17 protein-coding genes, 12 tRNA genes, 1 riboswitch and 1 other annotated feature (1 of these 31 only partly in view) are annotated in these 21,896 nt (G+C 45.9%); of the genes, 6 read left to right on the top strand and 23 right to left on the bottom strand.

Annotated elements, in window-relative coordinates; all coding sequences use genetic code 11:
• Positions 1 to 135: 135 nt before the first annotated feature.
• Both IGI76_RS15195 and IGI76_RS15200 read right to left on the bottom strand, forming a co-directional pair.
• Positions 136 to 477, bottom strand: a complete 342-nt coding sequence (locus tag IGI76_RS15195; RefSeq protein WP_005227708.1) for a YlbF family regulator — start codon at positions 475 to 477, stop codon at positions 136 to 138.
• A 70-nt stretch (positions 478 to 547) separates the two neighbouring features.
• The gene (locus tag IGI76_RS15200; RefSeq protein ID WP_005227705.1) at positions 548 to 2,710 is read right to left on the bottom strand and encodes a PBP1A family penicillin-binding protein; all 2,163 of its coding nucleotides are present in this window, start codon (positions 2,708 to 2,710) and stop codon (positions 548 to 550) included.
• 191 nt (positions 2,711 to 2,901) lie between these two features.
• Here IGI76_RS15200 and IGI76_RS15205 point away from each other — a divergent pair, with 191 nt between their 5' ends.
• The gene (locus IGI76_RS15205; RefSeq protein WP_201690454.1) at positions 2,902 to 3,756 is read left to right on the top strand and encodes an RluA family pseudouridine synthase; all 855 of its coding nucleotides are present in this window, start codon (positions 2,902 to 2,904) and stop codon (positions 3,754 to 3,756) included.
• A gap of 94 nt (positions 3,757 to 3,850) precedes the next feature.
• Here IGI76_RS15205 and IGI76_RS15210 read toward each other — a convergent pair whose 3' ends face one another.
• The 3 genes from IGI76_RS15210 to IGI76_RS15220 form a co-directional block, all read right to left on the bottom strand.
• A complete protein-coding gene (locus IGI76_RS15210; RefSeq protein WP_087628081.1) occupies positions 3,851 to 4,873 on the bottom strand; it encodes a M23 family metallopeptidase in 1,023 nt (340 codons plus the stop codon).
• Positions 4,874 to 5,069: 196 nt separating this feature from the next.
• Entirely contained in the window at positions 5,070 to 5,789 is a 720-nt protein-coding gene (locus tag IGI76_RS15215) for a pseudouridine synthase (protein ID WP_074934655.1), read from the bottom strand.
• A gap of 69 nt (positions 5,790 to 5,858) precedes the next feature.
• Positions 5,859 to 7,505, bottom strand: coding sequence for a putative polysaccharide biosynthesis protein (locus IGI76_RS15220; protein ID WP_080650821.1), 1,647 nt, complete (start codon positions 7,503 to 7,505; stop codon positions 5,859 to 5,861).
• Positions 7,506 to 7,704: 199 nt separating this feature from the next.
• Between IGI76_RS15220 and murE the strand changes: the two genes are divergently transcribed.
• The gene (gene murE / locus IGI76_RS15225; protein WP_333718798.1) at positions 7,705 to 9,225 is read left to right on the top strand and encodes a UDP-N-acetylmuramyl-tripeptide synthetase; all 1,521 of its coding nucleotides are present in this window, start codon (positions 7,705 to 7,707) and stop codon (positions 9,223 to 9,225) included.
• A 71-nt stretch (positions 9,226 to 9,296) separates the two neighbouring features.
• On the opposite strand, the gene IGI76_RS15230 is transcribed toward murE, so the two are convergent.
• Positions 9,297 to 9,596 (bottom strand): DUF5960 family protein, encoded by a 300-nt coding sequence (locus IGI76_RS15230; RefSeq protein ID WP_005227682.1) that lies wholly within the window; start codon positions 9,594 to 9,596, stop codon positions 9,297 to 9,299.
• 220 nt (positions 9,597 to 9,816) lie between these two features.
• Between IGI76_RS15230 and IGI76_RS15235 the strand changes: the two genes are divergently transcribed.
• The gene (locus tag IGI76_RS15235) at positions 9,817 to 10,047 is read left to right on the top strand and encodes a hypothetical protein (protein ID WP_005227680.1); all 231 of its coding nucleotides are present in this window, start codon (positions 9,817 to 9,819) and stop codon (positions 10,045 to 10,047) included.
• A gap of 105 nt (positions 10,048 to 10,152) precedes the next feature.
• On the opposite strand, the gene leuS is transcribed toward IGI76_RS15235, so the two are convergent.
• On the bottom strand, positions 10,153 to 12,567 hold the full coding sequence (leuS, locus tag IGI76_RS15240; protein WP_333718799.1) for a leucine--tRNA ligase: 2,415 nt from the start codon (positions 12,565 to 12,567) through the stop codon (positions 10,153 to 10,155).
• Positions 12,568 to 12,654: 87 nt separating this feature from the next.
• Positions 12,655 to 12,874 (bottom strand) — a binding site (T-box leader).
• Between the two features lie 42 nt (positions 12,875 to 12,916).
• Entirely contained in the window at positions 12,917 to 14,614 is a 1,698-nt protein-coding gene (locus IGI76_RS15245) for a LysM peptidoglycan-binding domain-containing protein (RefSeq protein WP_333718800.1), read from the bottom strand.
• 300 nt (positions 14,615 to 14,914) lie between these two features.
• Between IGI76_RS15245 and IGI76_RS15250 the strand changes: the two genes are divergently transcribed.
• Genes IGI76_RS15250 through IGI76_RS15260 form a run of 3 tightly spaced genes read left to right on the top strand, consistent with a single transcriptional unit; the run spans position 14,915 to position 17,116 of the window.
• Positions 14,915 to 15,565 (top strand): phosphatase PAP2 family protein, encoded by a 651-nt coding sequence (locus IGI76_RS15250; RefSeq protein WP_333718801.1) that lies wholly within the window; start codon positions 14,915 to 14,917, stop codon positions 15,563 to 15,565.
• A gap of 14 nt (positions 15,566 to 15,579) precedes the next feature.
• The gene (locus IGI76_RS15255) at positions 15,580 to 16,563 is read left to right on the top strand and encodes a TIGR01212 family radical SAM protein (protein WP_010749006.1); all 984 of its coding nucleotides are present in this window, start codon (positions 15,580 to 15,582) and stop codon (positions 16,561 to 16,563) included.
• Entirely contained in the window at positions 16,538 to 17,116 is a 579-nt protein-coding gene (locus IGI76_RS15260; protein ID WP_181409220.1) for a tRNA (mnm(5)s(2)U34)-methyltransferase, read from the top strand. Before IGI76_RS15255 ends, IGI76_RS15260 begins: the two co-directional genes overlap by 26 nt.
• A gap of 24 nt (positions 17,117 to 17,140) precedes the next feature.
• Here the strand turns inward: IGI76_RS15260 and IGI76_RS15265 are convergent, their stop codons facing one another.
• The 15 genes from IGI76_RS15265 to IGI76_RS15335 all read right to left on the bottom strand — a co-directional run.
• Positions 17,141 to 17,920 carry an alpha/beta hydrolase gene (locus IGI76_RS15265; RefSeq protein WP_142964463.1) on the bottom strand — a complete coding sequence of 260 codons (780 nt, stop codon included), beginning with the start codon at positions 17,918 to 17,920 and terminating at the stop codon, positions 17,141 to 17,143.
• A 22-nt stretch (positions 17,921 to 17,942) separates the two neighbouring features.
• Positions 17,943 to 19,400, bottom strand: coding sequence for an MDR family MFS transporter (locus IGI76_RS15270; RefSeq protein WP_333718802.1), 1,458 nt, complete (start codon positions 19,398 to 19,400; stop codon positions 17,943 to 17,945).
• 66 nt (positions 19,401 to 19,466) lie between these two features.
• A complete protein-coding gene (metK, locus tag IGI76_RS15275) occupies positions 19,467 to 20,651 on the bottom strand; it encodes a methionine adenosyltransferase (protein ID WP_333718803.1) in 1,185 nt (394 codons plus the stop codon).
• Positions 20,649 to 20,730: riboswitch (SMK box riboswitch) on the bottom strand. It overlaps the preceding gene by 3 nt.
• Before the next feature lie 91 nt (positions 20,731 to 20,821).
• Positions 20,822 to 20,893: transfer RNA gene (locus tag IGI76_RS15280), tRNA-Glu, on the bottom strand.
• A 15-nt stretch (positions 20,894 to 20,908) separates the two neighbouring features.
• A tRNA-Ile gene (locus IGI76_RS15285) sits at positions 20,909 to 20,982 on the bottom strand.
• Positions 20,983 to 20,998: 16 nt separating this feature from the next.
• Positions 20,999 to 21,069 (bottom strand) — tRNA-Gly (locus IGI76_RS15290).
• A 7-nt stretch (positions 21,070 to 21,076) separates the two neighbouring features.
• Positions 21,077 to 21,149: transfer RNA gene (locus tag IGI76_RS15295), tRNA-Phe, on the bottom strand.
• A gap of 8 nt (positions 21,150 to 21,157) precedes the next feature.
• Positions 21,158 to 21,231 (bottom strand) — tRNA-Asp (locus IGI76_RS15300).
• Between the two features lie 39 nt (positions 21,232 to 21,270).
• Positions 21,271 to 21,344: transfer RNA gene (locus tag IGI76_RS15305), tRNA-Met, on the bottom strand.
• A gap of 66 nt (positions 21,345 to 21,410) precedes the next feature.
• Positions 21,411 to 21,500, bottom strand: a tRNA-Ser gene (locus IGI76_RS15310).
• A 12-nt stretch (positions 21,501 to 21,512) separates the two neighbouring features.
• A tRNA-Glu gene (locus tag IGI76_RS15315) sits at positions 21,513 to 21,584 on the bottom strand.
• Positions 21,585 to 21,594: 10 nt separating this feature from the next.
• Positions 21,595 to 21,682 (bottom strand) — tRNA-Ser (locus tag IGI76_RS15320).
• A gap of 21 nt (positions 21,683 to 21,703) precedes the next feature.
• A tRNA-Ile gene (locus IGI76_RS15325) sits at positions 21,704 to 21,777 on the bottom strand.
• Positions 21,778 to 21,794: 17 nt separating this feature from the next.
• Positions 21,795 to 21,865: transfer RNA gene (locus IGI76_RS15330), tRNA-Gly, on the bottom strand.
• A gap of 1 nt (position 21,866) precedes the next feature.
• Positions 21,867 to 21,896 (bottom strand) — tRNA-Asp (locus IGI76_RS15335) (it continues 47 nt past the right edge of the window).

Genomic DNA, 21,896 nt, shown 5'->3' on the forward strand with positions numbered 1-21,896 from the left:
ATACGAAAATTTGTTCGCCTTTTTCATAAAAAAAACCAAAGAAGCGATTTTGAAACTTCTTTGGAAAAGGCTCTTGCAGTTGCAGCCGATTGCTCTGAAGATTCACTTGCTTCTTTGGTCTTTGTTGGTTGGCGATTACGCTTCGTATAGATCTCTTACAGGACCCATGATGATGCGGTTCAAGTCATTGGCTACTAAGCTGAAGGCTTGCTCTTTTTGCATCAAGTCAGAAACAATGCCGTCTTGCTGAATTTTTTGCGATAATTCTTGGGCTTTTTGCGCTTCTTCTTCTGTCATTTCTTCGCCAGCCATCATTTTTTGTTGCAGGCTTTGTTGCAACTCTTGAAACTCTTTGAATAACGCATACGCTTCTTCATTTGCTTTCAAGCGGTCGAAAGAACCTTTCAAATCTTGAAACTGTTCTGACTCGCGTAATTCACGTTCTAATTGGTTTGCTGTATCATAAATATTTGCCATTTTGACGCCTCCTCTTTTTTTCTAGTATACCATTCTTCTCAGGTTCTAGACTAGCAGTTGCCTAATTCCTTTAATTTCCGCTTATGGAATTCCATAAGCCGCCAAACAGTTCTTTCGTTCCTTCTTTGATCTTGCTGCCGAATTCCTTCATGCCTTCTTTGGCGCTTTCGGCAAAGTCATCGATGGTTTTCTGCCAATCATTGCCATTTTGTGACGTACTGCTCTCAGGATCTGGTACTTCATCGGCTGCCATCAATTTTCCACCTGTCCAATAAGCGTCTGCAACTTGGAATTGGGTGCCTTGACTATAAGGCAGTAAGCTTTCGGCCTCTGCTTTGAATATTTTCCCAACGACTTGCCCACTGGTTCCTGTTAAGTAATGATCTTCACTCACATGCTCAAATCCTAACCAAGTTGAAAGAACCATATCAGGAGTATAGCCGACGATCCATTGGTCATTGACCTTAGAAGCATCAAAGTTGGTCTCTGTCGTACCCGTCTTACCGGCGATCGTAAAGCCGTACGGACTGGCACTAACACCCGTCCCGTTAGAGAAGGTGCCGAGCATCATGCTCGTCATTTTATCAGCGGTCTCTTTAGAAATCACCCGTTTGCCTTGCACAGACGTATTGTCAACGATCACGGCACCAGTTGAATCAACGATTTTGGTGATCAAATGCGGTTTGTAGTAATACCCGCCATTTGCGAAAACGCCATACGCTGCTGCCATCGTCATGGGTGATTCCCCTTTTTCCAAACCACCTAAGGCTAAGCCATAATATTTGTCGGATTCGGTCAAGGAAAGTCCAAACTCTTGTGCTTTGCTGTACCCACGATCTAAGCCGATCTCATGCAACAGCCAAACTGCTGGCAGATTCAGGCTTTGGGCGAGGGCTTGATACATGACTGCTTCGCCAGCATAGGTCCCATCAAAGTTTTGAGCATCATAAAAATCGAGGGGCTCGTCTTTCAGGATACTGTCGGGTTCAAACCCAGCTTCTAGGGCAGGGGCGAAGACGCTGATCGGTTTGATCGTGGAGCCTGGTGAACGTTTCATTTGCGTGGCAAAATTAAAGCCTCTAAAGACGTGCTCGCCACGACGACCCACCACCGCTTGCACCCCACCGGTATTCGGATCAAGTGCGACAGAGCCTGATTGCACCATCGTGCCATCAGCGGCATTTTCAGGGAACAAGGCATCGTTTTTATAGGCAGCTTCCATTTGCGCTTGGTAGTTTTGATCCAGTGCTGTATAGATCTTGTAGCCGCGATTCATGACATCATCGGCGTCCAACCCATAGGATTCGGCTTCATCGATGACCGCATCGAAATAATAAGGATACTTATAGCCAGATTCTGAATTGCCAAATCCATCATACAGTAAATTAGCTAAGGCAACTTGTGATTCTTGGTCAGCAACGGACTGGTCCAACTTGCCGTTATCCACCATCAAACTCAAGACGGTATCGCGACGGTTCGTGGCGTTTTCCAGATTGTCGATCGGGTTATAGATCGAAGGACCTTTGAGCATCCCCACCAACGTCGCAGCTTCTCCCACGCTTAGTTCAGAAGCATTGACACCGAAATATTTTAGCGAGGCATCTTGAATGCCCCAAACCCCGTTACCAAAATAGGAACTGTTCAAATACATTTCCAAAATCTCATCTTTAGAATATTTCTTCTCGATCTCGATCGCTAAGAAAAGCTCCTTGGCTTTTCGACTAAAGGTTTGATCCAAGGACAGATAGGCATTTTTGGCAAGCTGCTGGGTGATGGTACTTCCCCCACCGCCTTCGGCACTGCGGTTGACCAGCATGCGCAGGGCTGCTCGAGCGATCCCCTTGATATCAAACCCGTGATGATTATAGAAGTTGCGGTCTTCGGTTGAGATCAAGGCGTTGACCACATCACTGGAAATGGCATCAAGAGAAACGTACGTGCCTTTTTGCGAGTACAACTGCCCTGCTTCATCGCCATTGGCATCAAAAATCACCGTCGATTCTTTCAGACCTGACTCTAATTCACTGACTTTCGTATTTTTGGCGATATAAAACAAATACCCGCTCATGATTAAGATAGCAACTAAACTAAGTAAAATAAAAATTTTATTTACGTGGTATTTTTTCCAAACCCGCTTGCGCCATTGATGAAATTGCTGCAAATACGGTTTTAACCAGCGCCAAAAGGTCAGCCAACCGGTCTTTATTTTGTGAAGGATGTGTTTCCAATCCATTACTTCACGCTCCTTTGGTTAAGTGTAGCATAAATGACTTTCTTTGTTATACGGCTCTAGACGTAATTTCATTCGAAAAGAATGCTTTATTATTCTAGCATTGAATGCTCTGTTTTTTATTGTTTTTTTTATAAGAAAAGCTTAAAGATGCTATAATAGTCGGTAGCGAACAGCAAAGAAAGGACGTTTTTATGGAATACACCATGACTTTACCCAAAAATCACCCGCCCATGCCGCTTCGCGATTTGTTAGAACGGGAGTGGCTCGTCCCACGAAAAGTGCGCCATTTTCTGCGCACACGGAAAAATGTAATCGTCAATCAGCAGCCCGCGATGTTTCATCAAGAAGTTCGTGGCGGCGATCAAATCACTTTGATCATTGAAGACAGTGATTACAGCTATCAGCCGATCCAGTTAGGCCAAGCAGACAAAGTCGACGTACTTTTTGAAGATGAGCACTTATTGGTGCTGAACAAGCCTGCGGGGGTCAAGACGCACCCCAATCAGCCATTAGAAGCAGATACCCTATTGAATGATGCAGCTGCTTACCTTGCGCCGAAACAGCAGCAGCCTTATGTGGTCCATCGTCTAGACAAAGAAACCAGCGGTGTCGTTTTATTCGCAAAAAATCCTTTGGTGTTGCCGATCTTGGGTCGAATGTTGGAAAACAAACAGATTTTCCGCCGCTATCAAGCCAGAGTTTGGGGCAAACTTACGCAAGATCAAACGATCGCCAAAAAAATCGGTCGTGACCGTCACGATCGTCGCAAGCGGATCATTGACCCCCGCAACGGTCAGTCAGCCGTCACCCATGTAACCATCGCCCACACCCAACAAAAGACGACCGATGTGTATTGTGTGTTAGATACGGGGAGGACCCACCAAATTCGCGTCCACCTTGCCAGTATCGGTCATCCAGTCGTCGGTGACCCGCTTTACCAAAACAAACCAGCGCCGCGTTTGCTGCTGCATGGCTATGAATTGCATCTGGAGCATCCCTTTACCAAAGAACAGTTAGTGATCATCGCTCAACCGGGCTTGTGGTAAACAAAAAAAGCATGACGACTTGAGGAACCCCTCTTGTCAGTCATGCTTTTTGGTTTCAGATGTTTTTTTCAATGTTTCTACTCGGTGCTTCGGCTTATAGCGGTAAGTAAGCTGCTGGATCAACGAAATCTGACCACAACGTCTTACTCAATCCAAAGTGCAAATGGACGCCAGTCGAGTTTCCAGTCGTCCCCATCGTACCGACTTGCTCGCCGACTGCAACGGTTGCCCCCTTCGAGACACTGATAGCTGTTAAGTGAAAATAATACGAGTAAAATCCGTTATCATGAGCCAAAATCACGTAATTCCCCGTGCTTGGACCATAACCAGCATCTTCTACCTGACCATCACGAGCGGCGACGATCTTCTCCCCCGCTTGACCTGTAAAGTCGATCCCATCATGCTGCGTCCCAGAAAAACCAGTTGGGTCAGCTCGAGTACCAAAACCGCTGGAGATCGACACGGCGCCCGTGATTGGCAGTGAAAATTCACTGGCTGCTGCTTTCTCTGCTGCTTCTTTGGCTTTTTGTTTTGCTTCTTCAGCGGCTTTTGCTTCTTTGTCCACTTTTTCTTGCAAGTCTTGTACTTGCGCTTGCGTTTGCTGCAGCTGCTCTTGTTGGCTCTGCAATTCTTCTTTTGCTGTTGCTAGTTGCTCTTTACTATGTACTAATTGGGCTTGCGTCAAGGTTTGGTACGAAGTGATTCGTTGCTGTTGGGCTTCTTTTTCCGCCAATTGTTGGTTCACTTCCCGTAAAGCCGCTTGTTGTTCACTAAACTTGCGTAGTTGTTGGATCGTGGCTTGTGGTCCGTCGACTACCAGGCTGCTTGGCGCTTGGCTTTCTTGATGCTGGGCTTTTTGGTCATTCAGAGCAGCGATCTGCGTTTGAACTTCCTGGCTTTCTTGTGCTAATTGGGTTAATTCTTCCTGATAATCCGCTAATTGACTTTCCAGCGCTGTGACTTTCTGTTGGCTAGTGGTGACTTCCTCTTCATACGTGGCAAGTTCTGCAGTCAAAACCGTCAGTTCCTCGGTGCTCTTCGTTTCAGCAGCATAACTGACAGCTGGCTGGAAAAGCGGCAACGTAAGGGCGAGCAATAAAAAAATCTTTTTCTTCAATGAGGCAACTCCTTCTTTTTTTTAGTAGCTTGGCTACTTTAACATGCTTATTCATGAAAAAAAAGAGGGTTTTTCCAACAGTTTAAAGTCTATTGTTGCAAATTTTCATGTAAATTACCTATAAAACGGGCTTTTTTTACAAATATTGCAGCAGAATAACAACTTTTATAAGAATTTCTTTAGCTCGCCAATCGCCTTATCCTCGCTCTTGCAGCTTCGCCAATTCCTCAGACGTTAATTCCCGATACTCGCCTAATGCCAAATCATCTGGCAAGGACAGGCCTCCCATGCGAATCCGTTTCAAATAAACGACTTCTTTTCCTACTGCATGGACCATCCGTTTGACTTGATGAAACTTGCCTTCATGGAGGATCAGTTTGATCTCGCTGCGCATTTCGTCTTCATCGACGTTGAGGATCTGCAGCTCAGCCGGCAAAGTCCACTCGCCGTCTAATTTGATGCCTTTGGCAAAGATTTTTTGATCCTCCGCTGTCATGATTCCCTCAACTTGGGCATAATATTCTTTTTCCACATGCTTTTTAGGCGACAATAATTGATGCGCCAATCCGCCATCGTTCGTAATCAGCAAAAAGCCTTCGGTGTCTTTATCCAACCGTCCTACTGGAAACAGATCTTCGCGAAATGCTTCTTCAGAAAACAAATCTAAGACCGTCTCTTCATAGGAATCGACGGTTGCCGAAATCACGCCGGCGGGTTTATTCAGCAAATAATAAAACTGGCTTTGATAAACAATGGGTTCCCCCTCAAAACAAACGGTATCTTGTGTTTCTTGTACTTGTGCTTTGTCACTTTTGATGACTTGTCCATTGACGGTCACGAGACCTTTTTTGATCAACTGTTTCACTTCTTTGCGGGAGCCATAGCCCATATCCGCTAAAAATTTGTCTAAACGCATCGGTTTCTTCCTTTCATATAAAACAGCCGCCAAGGTCTCACAAAGGAGGCTCAGCGGCTGCTTCTAGTTTTATTTGATGTGTAATTTCTGGCGTAAACGAACCATTGATGAGCCGAGTAATTTTTCAGCTAAACGCAATTTCAGCGCAATGTAGATGTATACACTGCCGCCGACTCCAGCTACTAGCAAGCTCAAGATAAAGGCTTGGACTTTTCTTTCAGAGCTCAAGACAAGCCCAAAGAGTTGGCGAGCGATCAACGCTGCGATCACCATAATGATCGTCATCGCGCCAATCAATAATGTCCGTCGCAACGTTAAGTTTACATTGAAATGGCCTTTGCGAATCATTTTGCGAATATTTAACCAGCAGACGATCCCTAAGGCAATCGTGGTAGAAACCAATGGACCGTAGACTTGGAACAAACGAATCGCTGGATACTGCAAGATCACTTTCACCAGTAATCCTACAAAGAAGAAAACAACCGCTTCTTTGTTGTGGTACATCCCTTGCAGCATACTCGAACTAAGCATAAACAAGCCCAAGACCAGACCAGACAGACAGGCAGCGACTAAGACGCTCGCCCCTAACGCATCTGGACGATAAAACAAGGTGTATAGGGGATAAGACAGTACGATCATCCCAAAGGTCGCTGGAAACATTACAAAGGAATACAATTGCAAGTTGTTGCTGATCAATTTGGCTAAGTTCTTTTTGTCTTTTTTGGCGACTGCTTCACTGATCAAAGGCAGGCCCGTTGAAGCCATGGAAGTAGCTAATCCGATAACCACCATCGTCAACTTATCAGGATTGCTACCGAAAATCGCCATTAATTCTAAGAGCTGATCATTTGAAAATTCGGTAAAACTGCTCATCATTCGAACAAAGGTGTACTGATCCACCAATTTTAAAATCGTGATCCCAGAACCAACGATAATAAAAGGGATCGCTTCTTTGATGGTCGCTAAAACCAATTCTTTGGTTTGCAGCACGGTTTCTTCTTTGCTCATATCGACTAAGACATCCATCCGCACCCGTTGCTTTTGGAAGTAATAGCCTAAAACCAAAATACTGGCTAAGACACCGATAAAGGCGGCAAAAGTCGATTGCGTCACGGCTGCCGTGTACTCGCCTTCGATGACCCGCATAATGATAAAGGTCGCCAAAAGCATATAACAGACACGTGCAATTTGTTCCACCACTTGCGAGATCGCAAAAGGTTTCATGTCTTGGTTTCCTTGGAAATACCCTCGCATGACACTCATACAAGGAAAGACCAATAGTGCAATGCTCAATGAGCGCATTGCAGGAATCAATTCTTCCCCGCCACCTGAAGCCGTTGCCAACCATGGGGCTGCCAAATACATGATGCCGGCGGTCACCACGCCAAAGCCTGCCATCAATTGGAAGGCTCTTAAAAAGAGCTTCTGGCTCGTGCGGTATTCTTGGCGAGAATTATAAAAAGAAATCTGTTTGGCAATTGCCGATGGGATCCCCGCAGTGGAGATCATTAAAAATAAGGCGTAAACATTATAGCCCATTCCAAATAACGCATTTGCTTTATCCGCATTTGCGCCCATCCAATAATACCAGGGTAAAATGTAAATGGCGCCAAGCAAGCGTGAGCCGATATTTCCCATCGTCATCCAAGCAGATCCTTGAGCCATTTTTTCTTGTGTAGTTAATTCTTTTGACACTGAACGCATGTGATTATCCATCGCCATTATCTCCAACTTTCTACAAACATATCCCTTCCATTTTAATTCGAAAAAGGGTTGGTCGCAATCTATTTTTGCAACATCTTAAAGTTTCTTCAAAATAAGGAGAAAAAAAAGAAAACTTTTCCCTCCCAAACGGCGGTTTTTAGGAGTTATGCTATAATAAGAGAAATCTTTAGAGGAATGAAGGAGAACAACGATGCAAAAGGAACTCATTACCGTGCCACAGATCCGCAAGCTCTTATTGCAGGAAAACCTATTGAAAGAAATCATCACCCCCACTGATTGGGTTTATACCGTGCCGCAAGAAATGACTGATCTTGCCTTTACCTCATTAAGCTACGACTCGCGAACAGCCGATGCGGCGACGCTTTTTTTCTGTAAAGGGGCTTCTTTTAAAGAAAGCTACCTGGCTGCCGCCATTGACCAAGGGATTCAGTGCTACATTTCAGAAACGCCCTATGACAACTTTGCAACTTATGGAATCATCGTCACCGACATTCGAGAAACGATGGCAGTGATCGCTCAAGCGTTTTATGGCAACCCGCAAGAACAGTTGGTGACCATCGGCATCACGGGAACAAAAGGCAAAACCAGCTGCGCCTATTTTGCTCGGGCGATTTTAGCAGAATCGACGGGTCAAAAAGTAGCATTCTTTTCATCTGAGGAAAACTCAGTCGACGGAAAAACCTTTAATGAAGCAGTGTTGACGACCCCCGAAACACTGGATCTTTATAAGATGATGGCCGAGGCTGTCGCAAACGGCATGACTCATCTTGTGATGGAGGTTTCTTCCCAAGCCTATAAAACCAAACGGGTCGCCGGTATTACCTTTGATATTGGCGCGTTCTTGAATATTTCGCCTGATCACATTGGACCAGTGGAACATCCAACTTATGATGATTACCTTTACTGCAAACGGGAACTGATCCGCAACAGCAAACAGATGATTTTGAATCGCCAAAGCGATCACTACCACTTGCTGCGAGAAACTTGTGAAGTCCATCAAGTTCCTTATATCACCTACGGACGTTCAGACGCCGATTATGTCGTCCAAGAAGGGACAGATCTAAAAGGCTTTGCGCTGTCAGCTGCTTCTGATGTCTTGCAAGTCTCTGGTGAATATCAACTGGGGATCTTAGGTTCTTTCAACCATGAGAACGCCGCAGCGGCGATTTTAGCTGCCTGCTTAGCGGGTGCCTCTCGTGAGGACGCTCAGAAAGTCCTGCCGACAGTGATCATCCCTGGACGAATGATCGTTTTAGAAAAAGAAAATGGCGCAGTCATGATCGTTGACTATGCCCACAATTACCTTAGCTTCCAATCATTAAGTGAACTTGCCCGCCAATTGCGCCCAGAAGGCCGCCTGCTTTTTGTCACTGGCAGTGCTGGCGGCAAAGCCCAATCTCGCCGAGCAGATATGGGACGAGCGCTAGGAGAATATGCGGACAAAGTCTACCTGACCAGCGATGATCCTGATTTTGAAGAAGCATCCTCAATCGCAAAAGAAATCGCAGCTGCGATCACCAATCCTGAAGTTGCCATCATTCATGAGATGGATCGGGCTCAAGCCGTCAAATCAGCGATTGCTGAAGCAGACAGTAAGGATATCGTGATTATTGCGGGCAAAGGCGCCGAACAATACTTGAAAGTCGCTGGAAAAAAAGTCCCTTACATCGGTGACTTGACCTTAGCGCAGCAGCAAGCCAAACACCAATAGCAACAAGTTGCCTCAACAAAAAAACTTTCAGATGATTTAACAGATCATCTGAAAGCTTTTTTTCTGCGTGACTAAGGTTGTTCGTCTTCGTAAGTCTCATAGACATAGGGTGCGCCATCATAACGGAATTCTGTTGAAATGGCGGCGTCAAGGTCTTCGGTAAACATTCGTTTGCTGAAAGGAAACAAAAAGACTTGCCCTTCTTTGGCATCTTCGGCTGCTAAACGGTAAAACAGCTCTTCTTCTGTTAATTGTTGATTCAACTGTTCCAAGACATCGGCAGTGACTGCCTCTTCCTCATAGCCAGGTTTGGCAATCCGTGCATAATCTTCAAAAAAAGCCGACTGGCCTTCAAATGATTGATACTCCATGTAAGTCCCCTCTTTCTTTTCTCTTACTTTATTATACGAGAGTCCGTGAGGATCAGCGAATAATATGATCGGTCTACAGGGGAATTTTTACTCTTCTGGTGCTTAAATATGTCAGAAACATTTCAAGTGTATTACGAATCAATTATTTGACAAAATCAGATTGAACACGCATCCAAATTTTGTATAATGATACATAGAGACTATAAAAGGGGCAAATGTAATGAACAACGCAAAGAAAAAAATTTTCGTCGGTACTGGTGCTGCAATTGGTTTTGTCGCAATCGTTGCTATGATGGCTCAGTTCATGATTTCCAATCATCTATTTGGCGGAAGTGATGCTTCATCAGAAATTTTCACTCGCGCTACGTATCCAAACGGCTTTCTACTAGTGATCTTGATTCCATTGGTCGCAACAGCCGCTTTGTTCTATGGGATCATTCGCAAAAAATAACAAAAAAGTGTTGCTGAGAACTACTCAGTAACACTTTTTTTCTTTGTCGTCACCAAAAAGCTGCCTAACAGACCCTCGATCTGCTAGGCAGCTATTTTTTAGCGTTTAGTTTGCAACGATATTGACCAATTTGTTCGGTACGACGATCACTTTACGGATCGTTTTTCCTTGGAGCTGTTCTTGGACAAGTTCGTTTTCTTGCGCCAATTGTTCAAGCACTGCTTTTTCGGCATCCGCTGGCACCATTGCTTTAGCCCGAACTTTGCCGTTGACTTGAAAGACGACTTCGATCTCGTCTTCTACTAGGGCACTTTCGTCATAGGTTGGCCATGGCACATAAGAGATCCCATTGTCATTCCCGAGGATCGACCATAGCTCTTCCCCGATATGCGGTGCGATCGGAGCCAATAGCTGCACAAATCCTTCGACATATTCGTAAGGCAAGGCATCGGCTTTGTACGCTTCATTGACAAAGACCATCAATTGGGAAATCGCCGTATTGAAGTGCAGCTGCTCAAAATCTTCCGTCACTTTCTTAACGGTTTGATGGTAAACTTTCGACAATTTGCCATCGTTGAATGTCGTGATGCGGTCACGCATTTTGCCATTTTCATCGACGATCAAGCGCCACACACGATCCAAGAATTTACGACTGCCTTCAAGGCCATTCTCATTCCAAGCGATCGATGCATCCAATGGTCCCATAAACATTTCATATAGACGCAAAGTATCCGCACCGTATTGATTGATGACATCATCTGGATTGACGACGTTGCCGCGGGATTTTGACATTTTTTCATTGTTTTCCCCAAGGATCATCCCTTGGTTGAACAATTTTTCAAATGGTTCTTTCGTTGGCACGACACCGATATCATACAAGAATTTATGCCAGAAGCGAGCATAAAGCAAGTGCAAGACAGCGTGCTCTGCGCCACCGATATAAATATCGACTGGCATCCAGCGTTGCAATTTGTCGTAGTCTGCCAAAACAGACTTATTATGAGGATCGATAAAGCGCAAGAAATACCAGGAGCTTCCAGCCCATTGCGGCATCGTATTGGTTTCACGACGTCCTTTTTTCCCAGTTTCAGGGTCGGTGACATTGACCCAATCTGTGACATTGGCTAATGGCGATTCACCAGTACCGCTTGGTTTGATATTGTCGGTTTTTGGCAAACGCAACGGCAGCTGATCTTCAGGAAGCGTCGTAGTCGTCCCATCTTCCCAATGGATGATTGGGATTGGCTCTCCCCAATACCGTTGGCGAGAGAACAACCAATCGCGAAGACGATAGCTGACTTCTTTTTTCCCAACGTGGTTTTCTTCCAACCATGCGACCATTTTTTCGATGGCTGTCTCTTTGTCTAGCCCATCCAAAAAGTCTGAATTGATATGCAGTCCATCTTCGGTATAGGCAGCTTCTTCCACGTTGCCCCCTGCCAATACAGGAATGATCTCTAAGCCAAATGTTTTGGCAAATTCGTGGTCACGTTCGTCATGGGCAGGAACCGCCATGATCGCACCTGTTCCATAAGAAGCCAAAACATAATCGGCGATCCAAATCGGGATCTCTTTACCATTCACGGGATTGATGGCATAGGCACCTGTGAAGACACCAGTTTTTTCTTTGGCCAAATCTGTTCGGTTCAAATCAGATTTTTTCGACGCTTCTTCTACATAGGCATCAATGGCTGCTTTTTGTTCTGGTGTAGTGATTTGGGCCACTAGCTCATGTTCTGGTGCCAATACGGCGTAGGTCGCACCAAACAAGGTATCTGGGCGAGTCGTAAAGACGGTAAAGTCTTTTTCCATCCCTGCCACTTTAAACGTTACGTTGGCTCCGACCGAACGTCCGATCCAATTGCGCTGCATTTCTTTGATGCTTTCTGGCCAATCAACTTCTTCTAAATCGTCCAACAAACGATCAGCATACGCTGTGATTTTCAGCATCCATTGGCGCATCGGTTTGCGGATCACATCGTAGCCGCCCCGTTCGCTTTTGCCGTCAATGACTTCTTCATTGGCGATCACGGTCCCAAGCTCTGGTACCCAGTTTACTGGAACTTCGGCTTCATAAGCTAACCCTTTTTCATAAAGCTTGGTAAAGATCCATTGCGTCCACTTGTAGTACTCGGGATCTGTCGTATTGATTTCACGATTCCAGTCATAGCTGAATCCTAGCGCATTGATTTGACGGCGGAAGGTCTCAATATTTTTCTTCGTGAATTCCGCTGGATCATTTCCAGTGTCTAGTGCATATTGTTCGGCAGGCAGACCAAAGGCATCCCAGCCCATTGGGTGCAGTACATTGTACCCTTGGCTGCGTTTGAAGCGGCTCAAGATATCCGTAGCTGTATAGCCTTCTGGATGTCCGACATGTAATCCTTGTCCAGATGGATATGGGAACATATCTAGCGCATAAAATTTTGGTTTGTCCGGCTCATCATGGGTGTTGAATTCATTTTTCTTTGCCCAATATTTTTGCCATTTTTTTTCGATTTCTTTGTGATTGTAATTCACGATGGACTCCTCCTAAAAAATTGGTGTTTTGCTCGTCAAATCAACCAGCAAAACTTAAAAAAAGTCCTATAAAAATCGCTATGATTTTTATAGGACGTTATCAACGTGGTACCACCTAAGTTTATCTGCTCCTCAAAAAAGCAGACCTCGATGTTTTAACGGCCATCGCCGTATCTGCCTAGCCAAATCAGGTTCAGTCAGATATCACTCGAAGACGAGTTCGAAAGGTGTGCTGTGCATTTCCACCAACCATGCACTCTCTAAAAGTCCCACCGTACTTCTACTATTCCTTCTCAAACGTGAAAGTTTCTTTGCACTTATCCTAACAAAAATCATTAGGAATAGCAATCTATTTTACCCTAACTGTTTGTCCTGGGTAAATAAAGTTATTTTGAATATTGTTCCATTGGATAAATTGATCCGTCGTGATGCCGAACTTATCTGCGATCCCCCAAACAGAATCCCCCGATGCGACCTTGTACGTACCATTTGTCGCTGAAGTGCTGGTAGTAGCTGCCGTGCCGCCTTGCTTGATGACCACCTTTTGTCCTGGATAGATAAAATCATTTTTGATGTTGTTCCAGCTGCGGAATTGGTCCATCGAAATCCCGTGTTTATTGGCAACTGACCAGACTGAATCACCAGAAGCCACCGTATAGGTGTTGCCTGCAGCACTGCTGCTGGTTTGGCTGCTGACGGTCGTGCTCGTCGTTGTACTTGTACGGGTAGAACTACCGCTGACAACCACCTTTTGACCTGGATAAACATAGTCGTTTTTAATATTGTTCAAGCTGCGGAACTGATCCATCGAGATGCCATGCTTGTTAGCGATCGACCAGACTGAATCGCCAGCTGCCACCGTGTAGGTGCCGCCACTGCTTTGGCTAGCCGTTGATGCCGTGCTGACGGTCGTCGTACTGCTGGTATTCGTAGACGAACCACCGCTAACGACAACTTTTTGCCCTGGATAGACAAAATCATTTTTGATGTTGTTCAAACTGCGGAACAGATCCATCGAAATGCCATGCTTATTGGCGATCGACCAAACGGAATCGCCAGAAACTACGGTGTAGGTATTGCCTGATGTAGTTGCTGAAGCATTGCGATTGACGATCGATACCGTTGAAGTTGCTGAAGTACTTTGGGCGCTGCCGTTGACTTTCAAGGTTTGTCCTGGATAAACAAAATCGTTTTTAATATTGTTCAAACTGCGCAGCTGATCCATGGAGATGCCATGTTTGTTGGCGATCGACCAGACCGAGTCGCCTGAAGCGACTGTATAGGTTTGACTGCCACTCGTGCTGACAGCTGATGTCGTGGTCGTCGTACTCGTTGAAGCACTGGCTGTGGCGCCACCACCGGCATTGCCAGAAGCTGGCGTGTCATATTTCGTCAACCCAAATTGCTGAATCACGGCATTCAGTGAAGAGGCATAGTTTGGTGCAGTCGCATAACGGCCTGCTAGCCATGCGGTTGCATCAAGATATGAAGTCGTATTGCTTTTCCAAGCGCCAGAATAATACGCGACACCGCTTTGTAAAGAAGTTGAGCGTAAAGTACGTGCGTTATCTTCGAATGATTGCGTGTAAGATGGGTAGCGCTTAAAGGGTTCATTCATAGTCAACCATTGGTTGTTCAAATATTCTAAGGTACTCATATAAACGGTTTGACCGTTATAGCTGCCTTTGATTCCGAAAAGATTGTAATTCGGTGCTTTTGATAAGCTGCTTCGGCCCCAACCACTTTCTAAAATGGCTTGTGCGATCATCACAGAAGCATATAGATCGTTGGCGTTTGCCACAGGTTGGGCGTACGTAGCGATTTCAGCAATAAACGCGGAAGTATTCGGCGCGGCAAAATTGCTAGTAGAAACTTGGGCGATCGAGGTCTCTACGGCTTCTGCTTGAACCGATGACACCAATGGAGCTACAACAGAGCAAGCAGTCAGTGTTGTTCCTAAAACAACTGCACTTTTTTTGATCACTCGATACTTATCGCCCGATTGGTCTGCTTGACGATGTACTTTTCTTGATTGACTCGTGTTCATGTCCGTTATTCCTCCGTTTTTTCCTTATAGTGAACGTAGGTTTAGTATACAATTTCTTAAGAATTTATAAAAGGTATTTGAGCCGATTTCAGAAACTGTAAACTCTTTGTAATCAAACGAACATTTATTGCAATGAAGCAATTGGCCTGCTCCCGATAAACGTATCGCTTGCTCAGACGAGTAACCCCCTGCTCGTTCCGCGCTTTTTCCGACTTGTGATAAATGCTATAATACCTTCTAGATGTCTCTTTGACTTAATGACAATAATTGACAGAAATTCTCTAGAAACGAGGCTTATTCATGCATAAAAAACTTTATTTTCAATTTGCGGGCAGTTGCTTTTTACTGCAGTTCGTTTTTCTCGGCTATGTCGTGAAATTTTACCCTACTTGGTTGGTCTCCTTTGACGAAACCTTGACTCGCATCATCCGCAGCGGCTACCCGTTTTGGACACCGTTTTTTCTATGGGTCACAAAATTTGCGAATCCTACCACGATCATCCTGCTCTTTCTCGCTGTTTTAGCTGTCTTAGTGATCAACAAGTATTATGCTGAAGCTCTATGGCTCAGTATTGGTACCATCGGGATTGCTGGGCTCTTTAATCCATTGATCAAACTGGTCTTTTTACGGGAGCGCCCAACTCTTGAACACTTAGTCACGGAATCAAGTTTCAGTTTCCCCAGTGGACACTCGACAGGCAGTATGATTTTTTATGGCACCTTGCTCTTCTTGGTCCCGGTTTTCTTCAAGCAGCCTTTTTGGCAATGGGGCATCCGCCTCCTGCTGGGCCTTTTGATTGGCTGCATCGGCATCAGCCGTATTTATGTTGGTGTGCATTTTCCCAGTGATGTGTTAGGCGGTTTTTGTGTCGGCCTGTCTTGGCTGCTGTTGACCTATCCGTACTACTTGCAAAAACGCTTTGTCTGGCGCTTCACGCGTAAACAATTATAAAAGAAGGTAAAAAAATGAATCCATTTCCTTATGCAGAAGATAAAAACAAACGATACCATTCGTGGAACTTTGCTTTGCGGCAAGAATTTGGCGAAAAAATCTTTAAAGTCCCCATCGATGCGGGCTTCGACTGCCCCAATCGTGACGGCACCGTTGCCAAAGGCGGCTGTACATTTTGCAGTGTGTCCGGTTCTGGCGATATGATCGTAGCTCCTGAAGCCCCACTGCCAGAGCAGTTTGAAAAAGAGATCGCCATGATGCACAAAAAGTGGCCGCAAGTGGACAAATACATTGTCTATTTTCAAAATTTTACGAACACCCACGCACCGGTGGCAGTGATCCGCGAGCGCTTCGAGCAAGTGCTGACACTCCCTGGTGTTGTCGGAATCTCCATTGGGACCCGACCAGACTGCTTACCAGAAGATGTCGTTGACTATCTAGCAGAGCTCAATCAACGCTTTTATTTATGGGTCGAATTAGGACTGCAAACGACGTTTGAAACCACGAGCAATGCCATCAACCGCGCCCATGATTATCAAACTTACTTAGACGGCGTCGCCAGCCTGCGCAAACACAATATTCGTGTCTGTACCCATTTGATCAATGGCCTGCCAGGCGAGACGATCGAGATGATGCAAGAAAACGTCCGCCGCACCATTCAAGATTCTGATATCCAAGGCATCAAACTGCACTTGCTGCATTTGATGCGCAATACTCGGATGCTGCGGGATTATCATGAGGGACGTTTGCAATTGATGCGGCGCGATACCTATGTGTCATTGATCTGCGATCAGTTAGAAATGATCCCCCCAGAGATCATCATTCATCGCTTGACAGGCGATGCACCATGGGATTCTCTGGTAGGTCCAATGTGGAGTTTGAAAAAATGGGAAGTCTTGAATGAGATTGATCAAGAAATGCTGCGCCGCAACTCCTATCAAGGGAAATTCAACGTGCGAAAGGAGCCTGTCAATGCTGCCGACCGCCATGCGCTATAGCCACACCCTTTTAAAAGAAGTTCTGCAACCGGGACAAACCGCTGTTGATGCCACGATGGGCAACGGCTTCGACACGGAATTACTGGCCTCCTTAGTTGGCCCAACTGGTCAGGTGTTTGCGTTTGATATTCAAGAACAAGCCCTGCAAGCTACCAAAAAGCGGTTGGCTGAAAAAGAGCTGTTGGCGCAAGTCCAGCTGATCCATCAAGGCCATGAGACGTTGGCAGATGTTGTGAGTGGTCCGGTTCACGCCGCCATTTTCAATTTAGGCTACTTGCCGAAAGGGGACAAAGCGATCATCACGCTGCCTGATACAACGAAAACGGCTTTAGAAGCTTTACTGACACGTTTAGCCCCGAAAGGTAGAATCATCCTCGTCTGCTATTATGGACACGCTGGCGGCGAAGCAGAGCTGAAAGAAGTACACTCCTTTTGTCAGCAGCTGCCGCAAGAGGCATTCAATGTCCTTTCCTATCAATTTATCAATCAGCGCAACCACCCGCCGATCTTATTTTGTATCGAACGAAAAAACCATCAGTCCTCGGCACGTTAAGGTGTCGATCGACTGATGGTTTTTTTATTCACTAAAAAGCCATTGCAGGACTCGTTGGATCCATTGATCCCAGAAATTCCAATCATGATCGCCAGTTCCCGATTCAAACGTTACGGCTAGTTTGCGTTTTTGCAGCTTATCCACCGCATATTCACTTGCCGGATACAGCTGATCCTCGGTTCCGCAGCTAATAAAAAAGCGCGGCGCGGTGCTTGGATCGATGGTCTCAATCAGATGGATCAAATCATTTTCTGACCCTTTGAATTGCTCTAATGGTCCAAAAATTCCTTCCCAATAAGCTTGGCTTCGCAGCTGCAGCAAGGAATCCATGCTTTCAGCCAGCGCTAATGCCCCAGACAAAGACGCTACCGCCGCAAACTGGTCAGGCTTTCTCAGCCCGAGTTTTACTGCCCCATAGCCCCCCATCGAAAGCCCAGCCGCAAAAGTTTTTTCTCGTTTTTGCGTCAGCTGAGGAAACAGCTCATGGCAAATCTGTGGTAATTCTTCGGCGATAAAAGTCCAATACTTCATCTCATAGGTCGTATCGGTATACCACCCCAGATCAGTAGACGGCATGATGACCGCTAGTTGATACTCTGCGGCATACCGCTCGATCGACGTCCGTCGCTGCCAGACACTATGATTTCCGTTCATCCCATGCAATAAATAAAGCACCGGGAGATCTATGCCCGTTGATTGGCTTTGCGTGCCGATTTTTTTCTTGGTACTTTGAGGCAAGATCACATCGATCATTACCTCCATTTCAAGAACATTTGAATAGATATTTGCTTGTAAAAAAGCCATACAATCACCTGCGATCCTTTTTTTATATTGTACCAGATTCTCGCGAAATCGTGCGGGTCAAACCAATCGCTAGCACAATAAGTAAAACACCGATCCCAAAAACCCAGTGTAGACCGCTATAAAGAATCTCCCGTAATTGCCCTAATAATGCGGTTGGCAGCTGGCGCGCAGCGGCTGGATCTACTAGCTGATTCATGACACTGCTGTCATTGACTTGTGCCTGTGCTAAGCCTACGCTATTACTGGTGTTTAAAACGATACCGAAGACCGCTACCATGATGGTTTGCCCGATCGTTCGCAACAGAGTATTAAAAGAAGTCGCCACGCCGACTTGTGTGGGGCCAACGCTGGTTTGGGCAGTAACCGTACAAACCACCATCGTTGCCCCTAACCCGACGCCAGTAATAGAAGAAATGACCAAGAACAACCAGAATGAGGTCTGTGCCGGTGTCAAAAACAGCCACAAAGCACCGGTAGCCGTGATCAACAAGCTAACCGTCAAGACCCAGCTGACACTGTGCTGTGTCAACCAACGGCTGGCTAAGAAGGAGCCAATCATCCATAAAATCGACAACGGTGCCAACACAAGCCCGCCAATCCCCGCACTCATGCCTAAGACTCCTTGCATCCACATTGGGATATAAACATCGATCCCCATCAAGAAGCCGCTAGCCAAAGCTGCTACGATATTGACCACCACAAATAATTTTGAGTGAAACAGCTTCAGATCAATAATCGGATCTGCTGCTTTTTTCTCCACCCGAACGAAGCCGATGGACATAAGGACAGAAAAAACGAACAGACTGAGGACAGGCAGACTCACACCATAATCTCCCAGCAACTGGAAGCCTAGCAGGAGCCCTACTAGCGTCAACATCAACAAGAGACTGCCTGCATAATCAATGTTGACTGCAGCAAAGGCCTTTTTTTCTTCATGAAAATAAAACCAAATCAAGGCAATCAGCCCTAATCCAATGGGTACGTTGATAAAAAAGATCCAATGCCACCCGATCGTATCTACGATCAAGCCACCGGCTAAGGGACCAACGACACTGGCGATCCCCCAAGCCGTACTATTGAGCCCTAAGACTTTCGCCCGCTTTTCAACGGGATACAGGTCCGCAATGATCGTTAGGGCAACGGGCATCATGGCACCTGCGCCTAATCCTTGCAACGCTCTGGCAATGATCAACGTCAACATCGTGTTGGCCATCCCACAAAACGCCGACCCGATAATAAACAGCAACGTCCCAAATAAAAAGACTGGTTTGCGGCCGATATTATCGGCAAACTTGCCGTAGATCGGGGTCAACATCGCACTGGTCAAAAGATAGATCGAGAAGACCCAGTTCATGATCTCGATCCCTTTCAATGAACTAACGATGGTAGGCATCGCTGTCGTAATGATCGTTCCTTCGATCGCGGTCATAAACGTTGCGACAAAAACCGCAATGGTGACTAATTTTACATTGGTTCGCATATAACTCCTCCTTTTACTCCAAAAAAAAGAACCTCTATTGATAGTCACCAATAGAGGTCGCCTCTTTTAATCCTTCACACTTGCCAAAAGTGCCGCCACCTTGTCGGTGCGTTCCCATGGCAAATCGATATCTGTACGACCGAAATGTCCGTAAGCGGCAGTCTGACGATAAATCGGACGGCGCAAATCTAACATTTCAATAATTCCTGCTGGTCGCAAATCAAAGTTTTCCCGTACCGCTTGGATCAAGCGCTCGTTGCTGACGGTTCCTGTACCAAAAGTGTTGATGCTGATCGAAACGGGCTGTGCCACACCGATCGCATAGGCTAATTGTACTTCCACTTTTTTGGCTAGCTTTGCTGCTACGATGTTTTTGGCAATGTAGCGAGCCGCATAGCTGGCTGAACGGTCAACTTTGGTTGCATCTTTTCCAGAAAACGCACCGCCGCCATGACGTGCATAGCCGCCATAAGTATCAACGATGATTTTTCTGCCAGTCAAACCGGCATCCCCTTGAGGACCGCCGATCACAAAACGACCAGTAGGATTGATATAATATTTTGTCTGCTCGTCTAAAAGATCGGCAGGGATCACTTCTTTGATCACTTTTTCGATGACATCACGGTGGATCGTTTCATTATCAGCCGCATCATCATGCTGGGTACTAATAACGACGGTGTCCACTCTTTGTGGTTGATCGTTATCATCATATTCAACGGTTACTTGTGATTTTGCATCTGGACGCAAGTAACTTAGTTCGTTGTTTTTACGCAACTCTGCTAAGCAACGTACCAGCCGATGGCTCAACGCGATCGGTAAAGGCATCAATTCAGGTGTTTCATCAACGGCAAAACCAAACATCAAGCCTTGGTCGCCGGCACCGATATCTTCTTTATCCGTTTCTCCACGACTTTCTAAAGCATCGTCGACGCCTTGAGCGATATCTGGTGATTGCTCATCGATTGCTACCAAAACAGCAACCGTATCGCCGTCAAAGCCGAATTTTGCTCGTGTATAGCCGATTTCTTTGATGGTTTCTCGGACGACTTTTTGGATATCTACATAAGCAGAAGTAGAAATTTCTCCAAAGACTAAAACCAATCCGGTGGTAACTGACGTTTCGCAAGCGACCCGTGCCATTGGATCTTCGGCAAGCAACGCATCTAAGATGGCATCACTGATTTGGTCGGCTACTTTGTCTGGGTGTCCTTCTGAAACGGACTCTGATGTAAATAAGTGTTTCTCTGTCATTTTTGTATTCCCCCTAATATATGTTTCGGTTACAAGGCATCTTCGCAGCTGCGAATCCTTTCGGGAACTTGCAACGGACTGATTATAACAAATTTTGACTGCTCATGCTTGAGAAAATGATAAAAAGATCGTTTTTGGGCAATAAAAAAACACTCTCAAGAGTGTTTGCATGATCCGTACGGGATTCGAACCCGTGTTACCGCCGTGAAAGGGCGGTGTCTTAACCGCTTGACCAACGGACCAGTTTGAAAATGTAATGGGCCTAAATGGACTCGAACCATCGACCTCACGCTTATCAGGCGTGCGCTCTAACCAGCTGAGCTATAGGCCCCAAATAAAAAATGCAAAGCGGGTGACGAGAATCGAACTCGCGACAACAGCTTGGAAGGCTGTAGTTTTACCACTAAACTACACCCGCATTCCTATGGCGCGGGACAGAATCGAACTGCCGACACATGGAGCTTCAATCCATTGCTCTACCAACTGAGCTACCGAGCCAAAAACAACGGTCTGGACGGGACTCGAACCCGCGACCTCCTGCGTGACAGGCAGGCATTCTAACCAACTGAACTACCAAACCAGAAGCTTTGTATTGCTGCTTTGCCGTTAAACAAAGCGATTGCGGGAGCAGGATTTGAACCTACGACCTTCGGGTTATGAGCCCGACGAGCTACCAGACTGCTCCATCCCGCGATAAGTAATTACTTTTCAGTAATTAAAGGACTGTGATTCTTTTGCTCGCAACAAAAGAGACAGTTAAGGAGGATAAGGGATTCGAACCCTTGCACGGTTTTACCCGCCTGACGGTTTTCAAGACCGTTCCCTTCAGCCGGACTTGGGTAATCCTCCAAAAGTAAAAAATGATCCGTACGGGATTCGAACCCGTGTTACCGCCGTGAAAGGGCGGTGTCTTAACCACTTGACCAACGGACCAATAAAAAAACGGAGAAGGAGGGATTTGAACCCTCGCGCCGGTTTCCCGACCTACACCCTTAGCAGGGGCGCCTCTTCAGCCACTTGAGTACTTCCCCAAATGTATGACTACATTTTGATGGGCCTAAATGGACTCGAACCATCGACCTCACGCTTATCAGGCGTGCGCTCTAACCAGCTGAGCTATAGGCCCCAAAAAATAAAAGCTAAAGCGGGTGACGAGAATCGAACTCGCGACAACAGCTTGGAAGGCTGTGGTTTTACCACTAAACTACACCCGCATGGCGGTCTGGACGGGACTCGAACCCGCGA

This window comes from Enterococcus sp. DIV2449a (assembly GCF_051711225.1).
Classification (GTDB): domain Bacteria; phylum Bacillota; class Bacilli; order Lactobacillales; family Enterococcaceae; genus Enterococcus_D; species Enterococcus_D casseliflavus.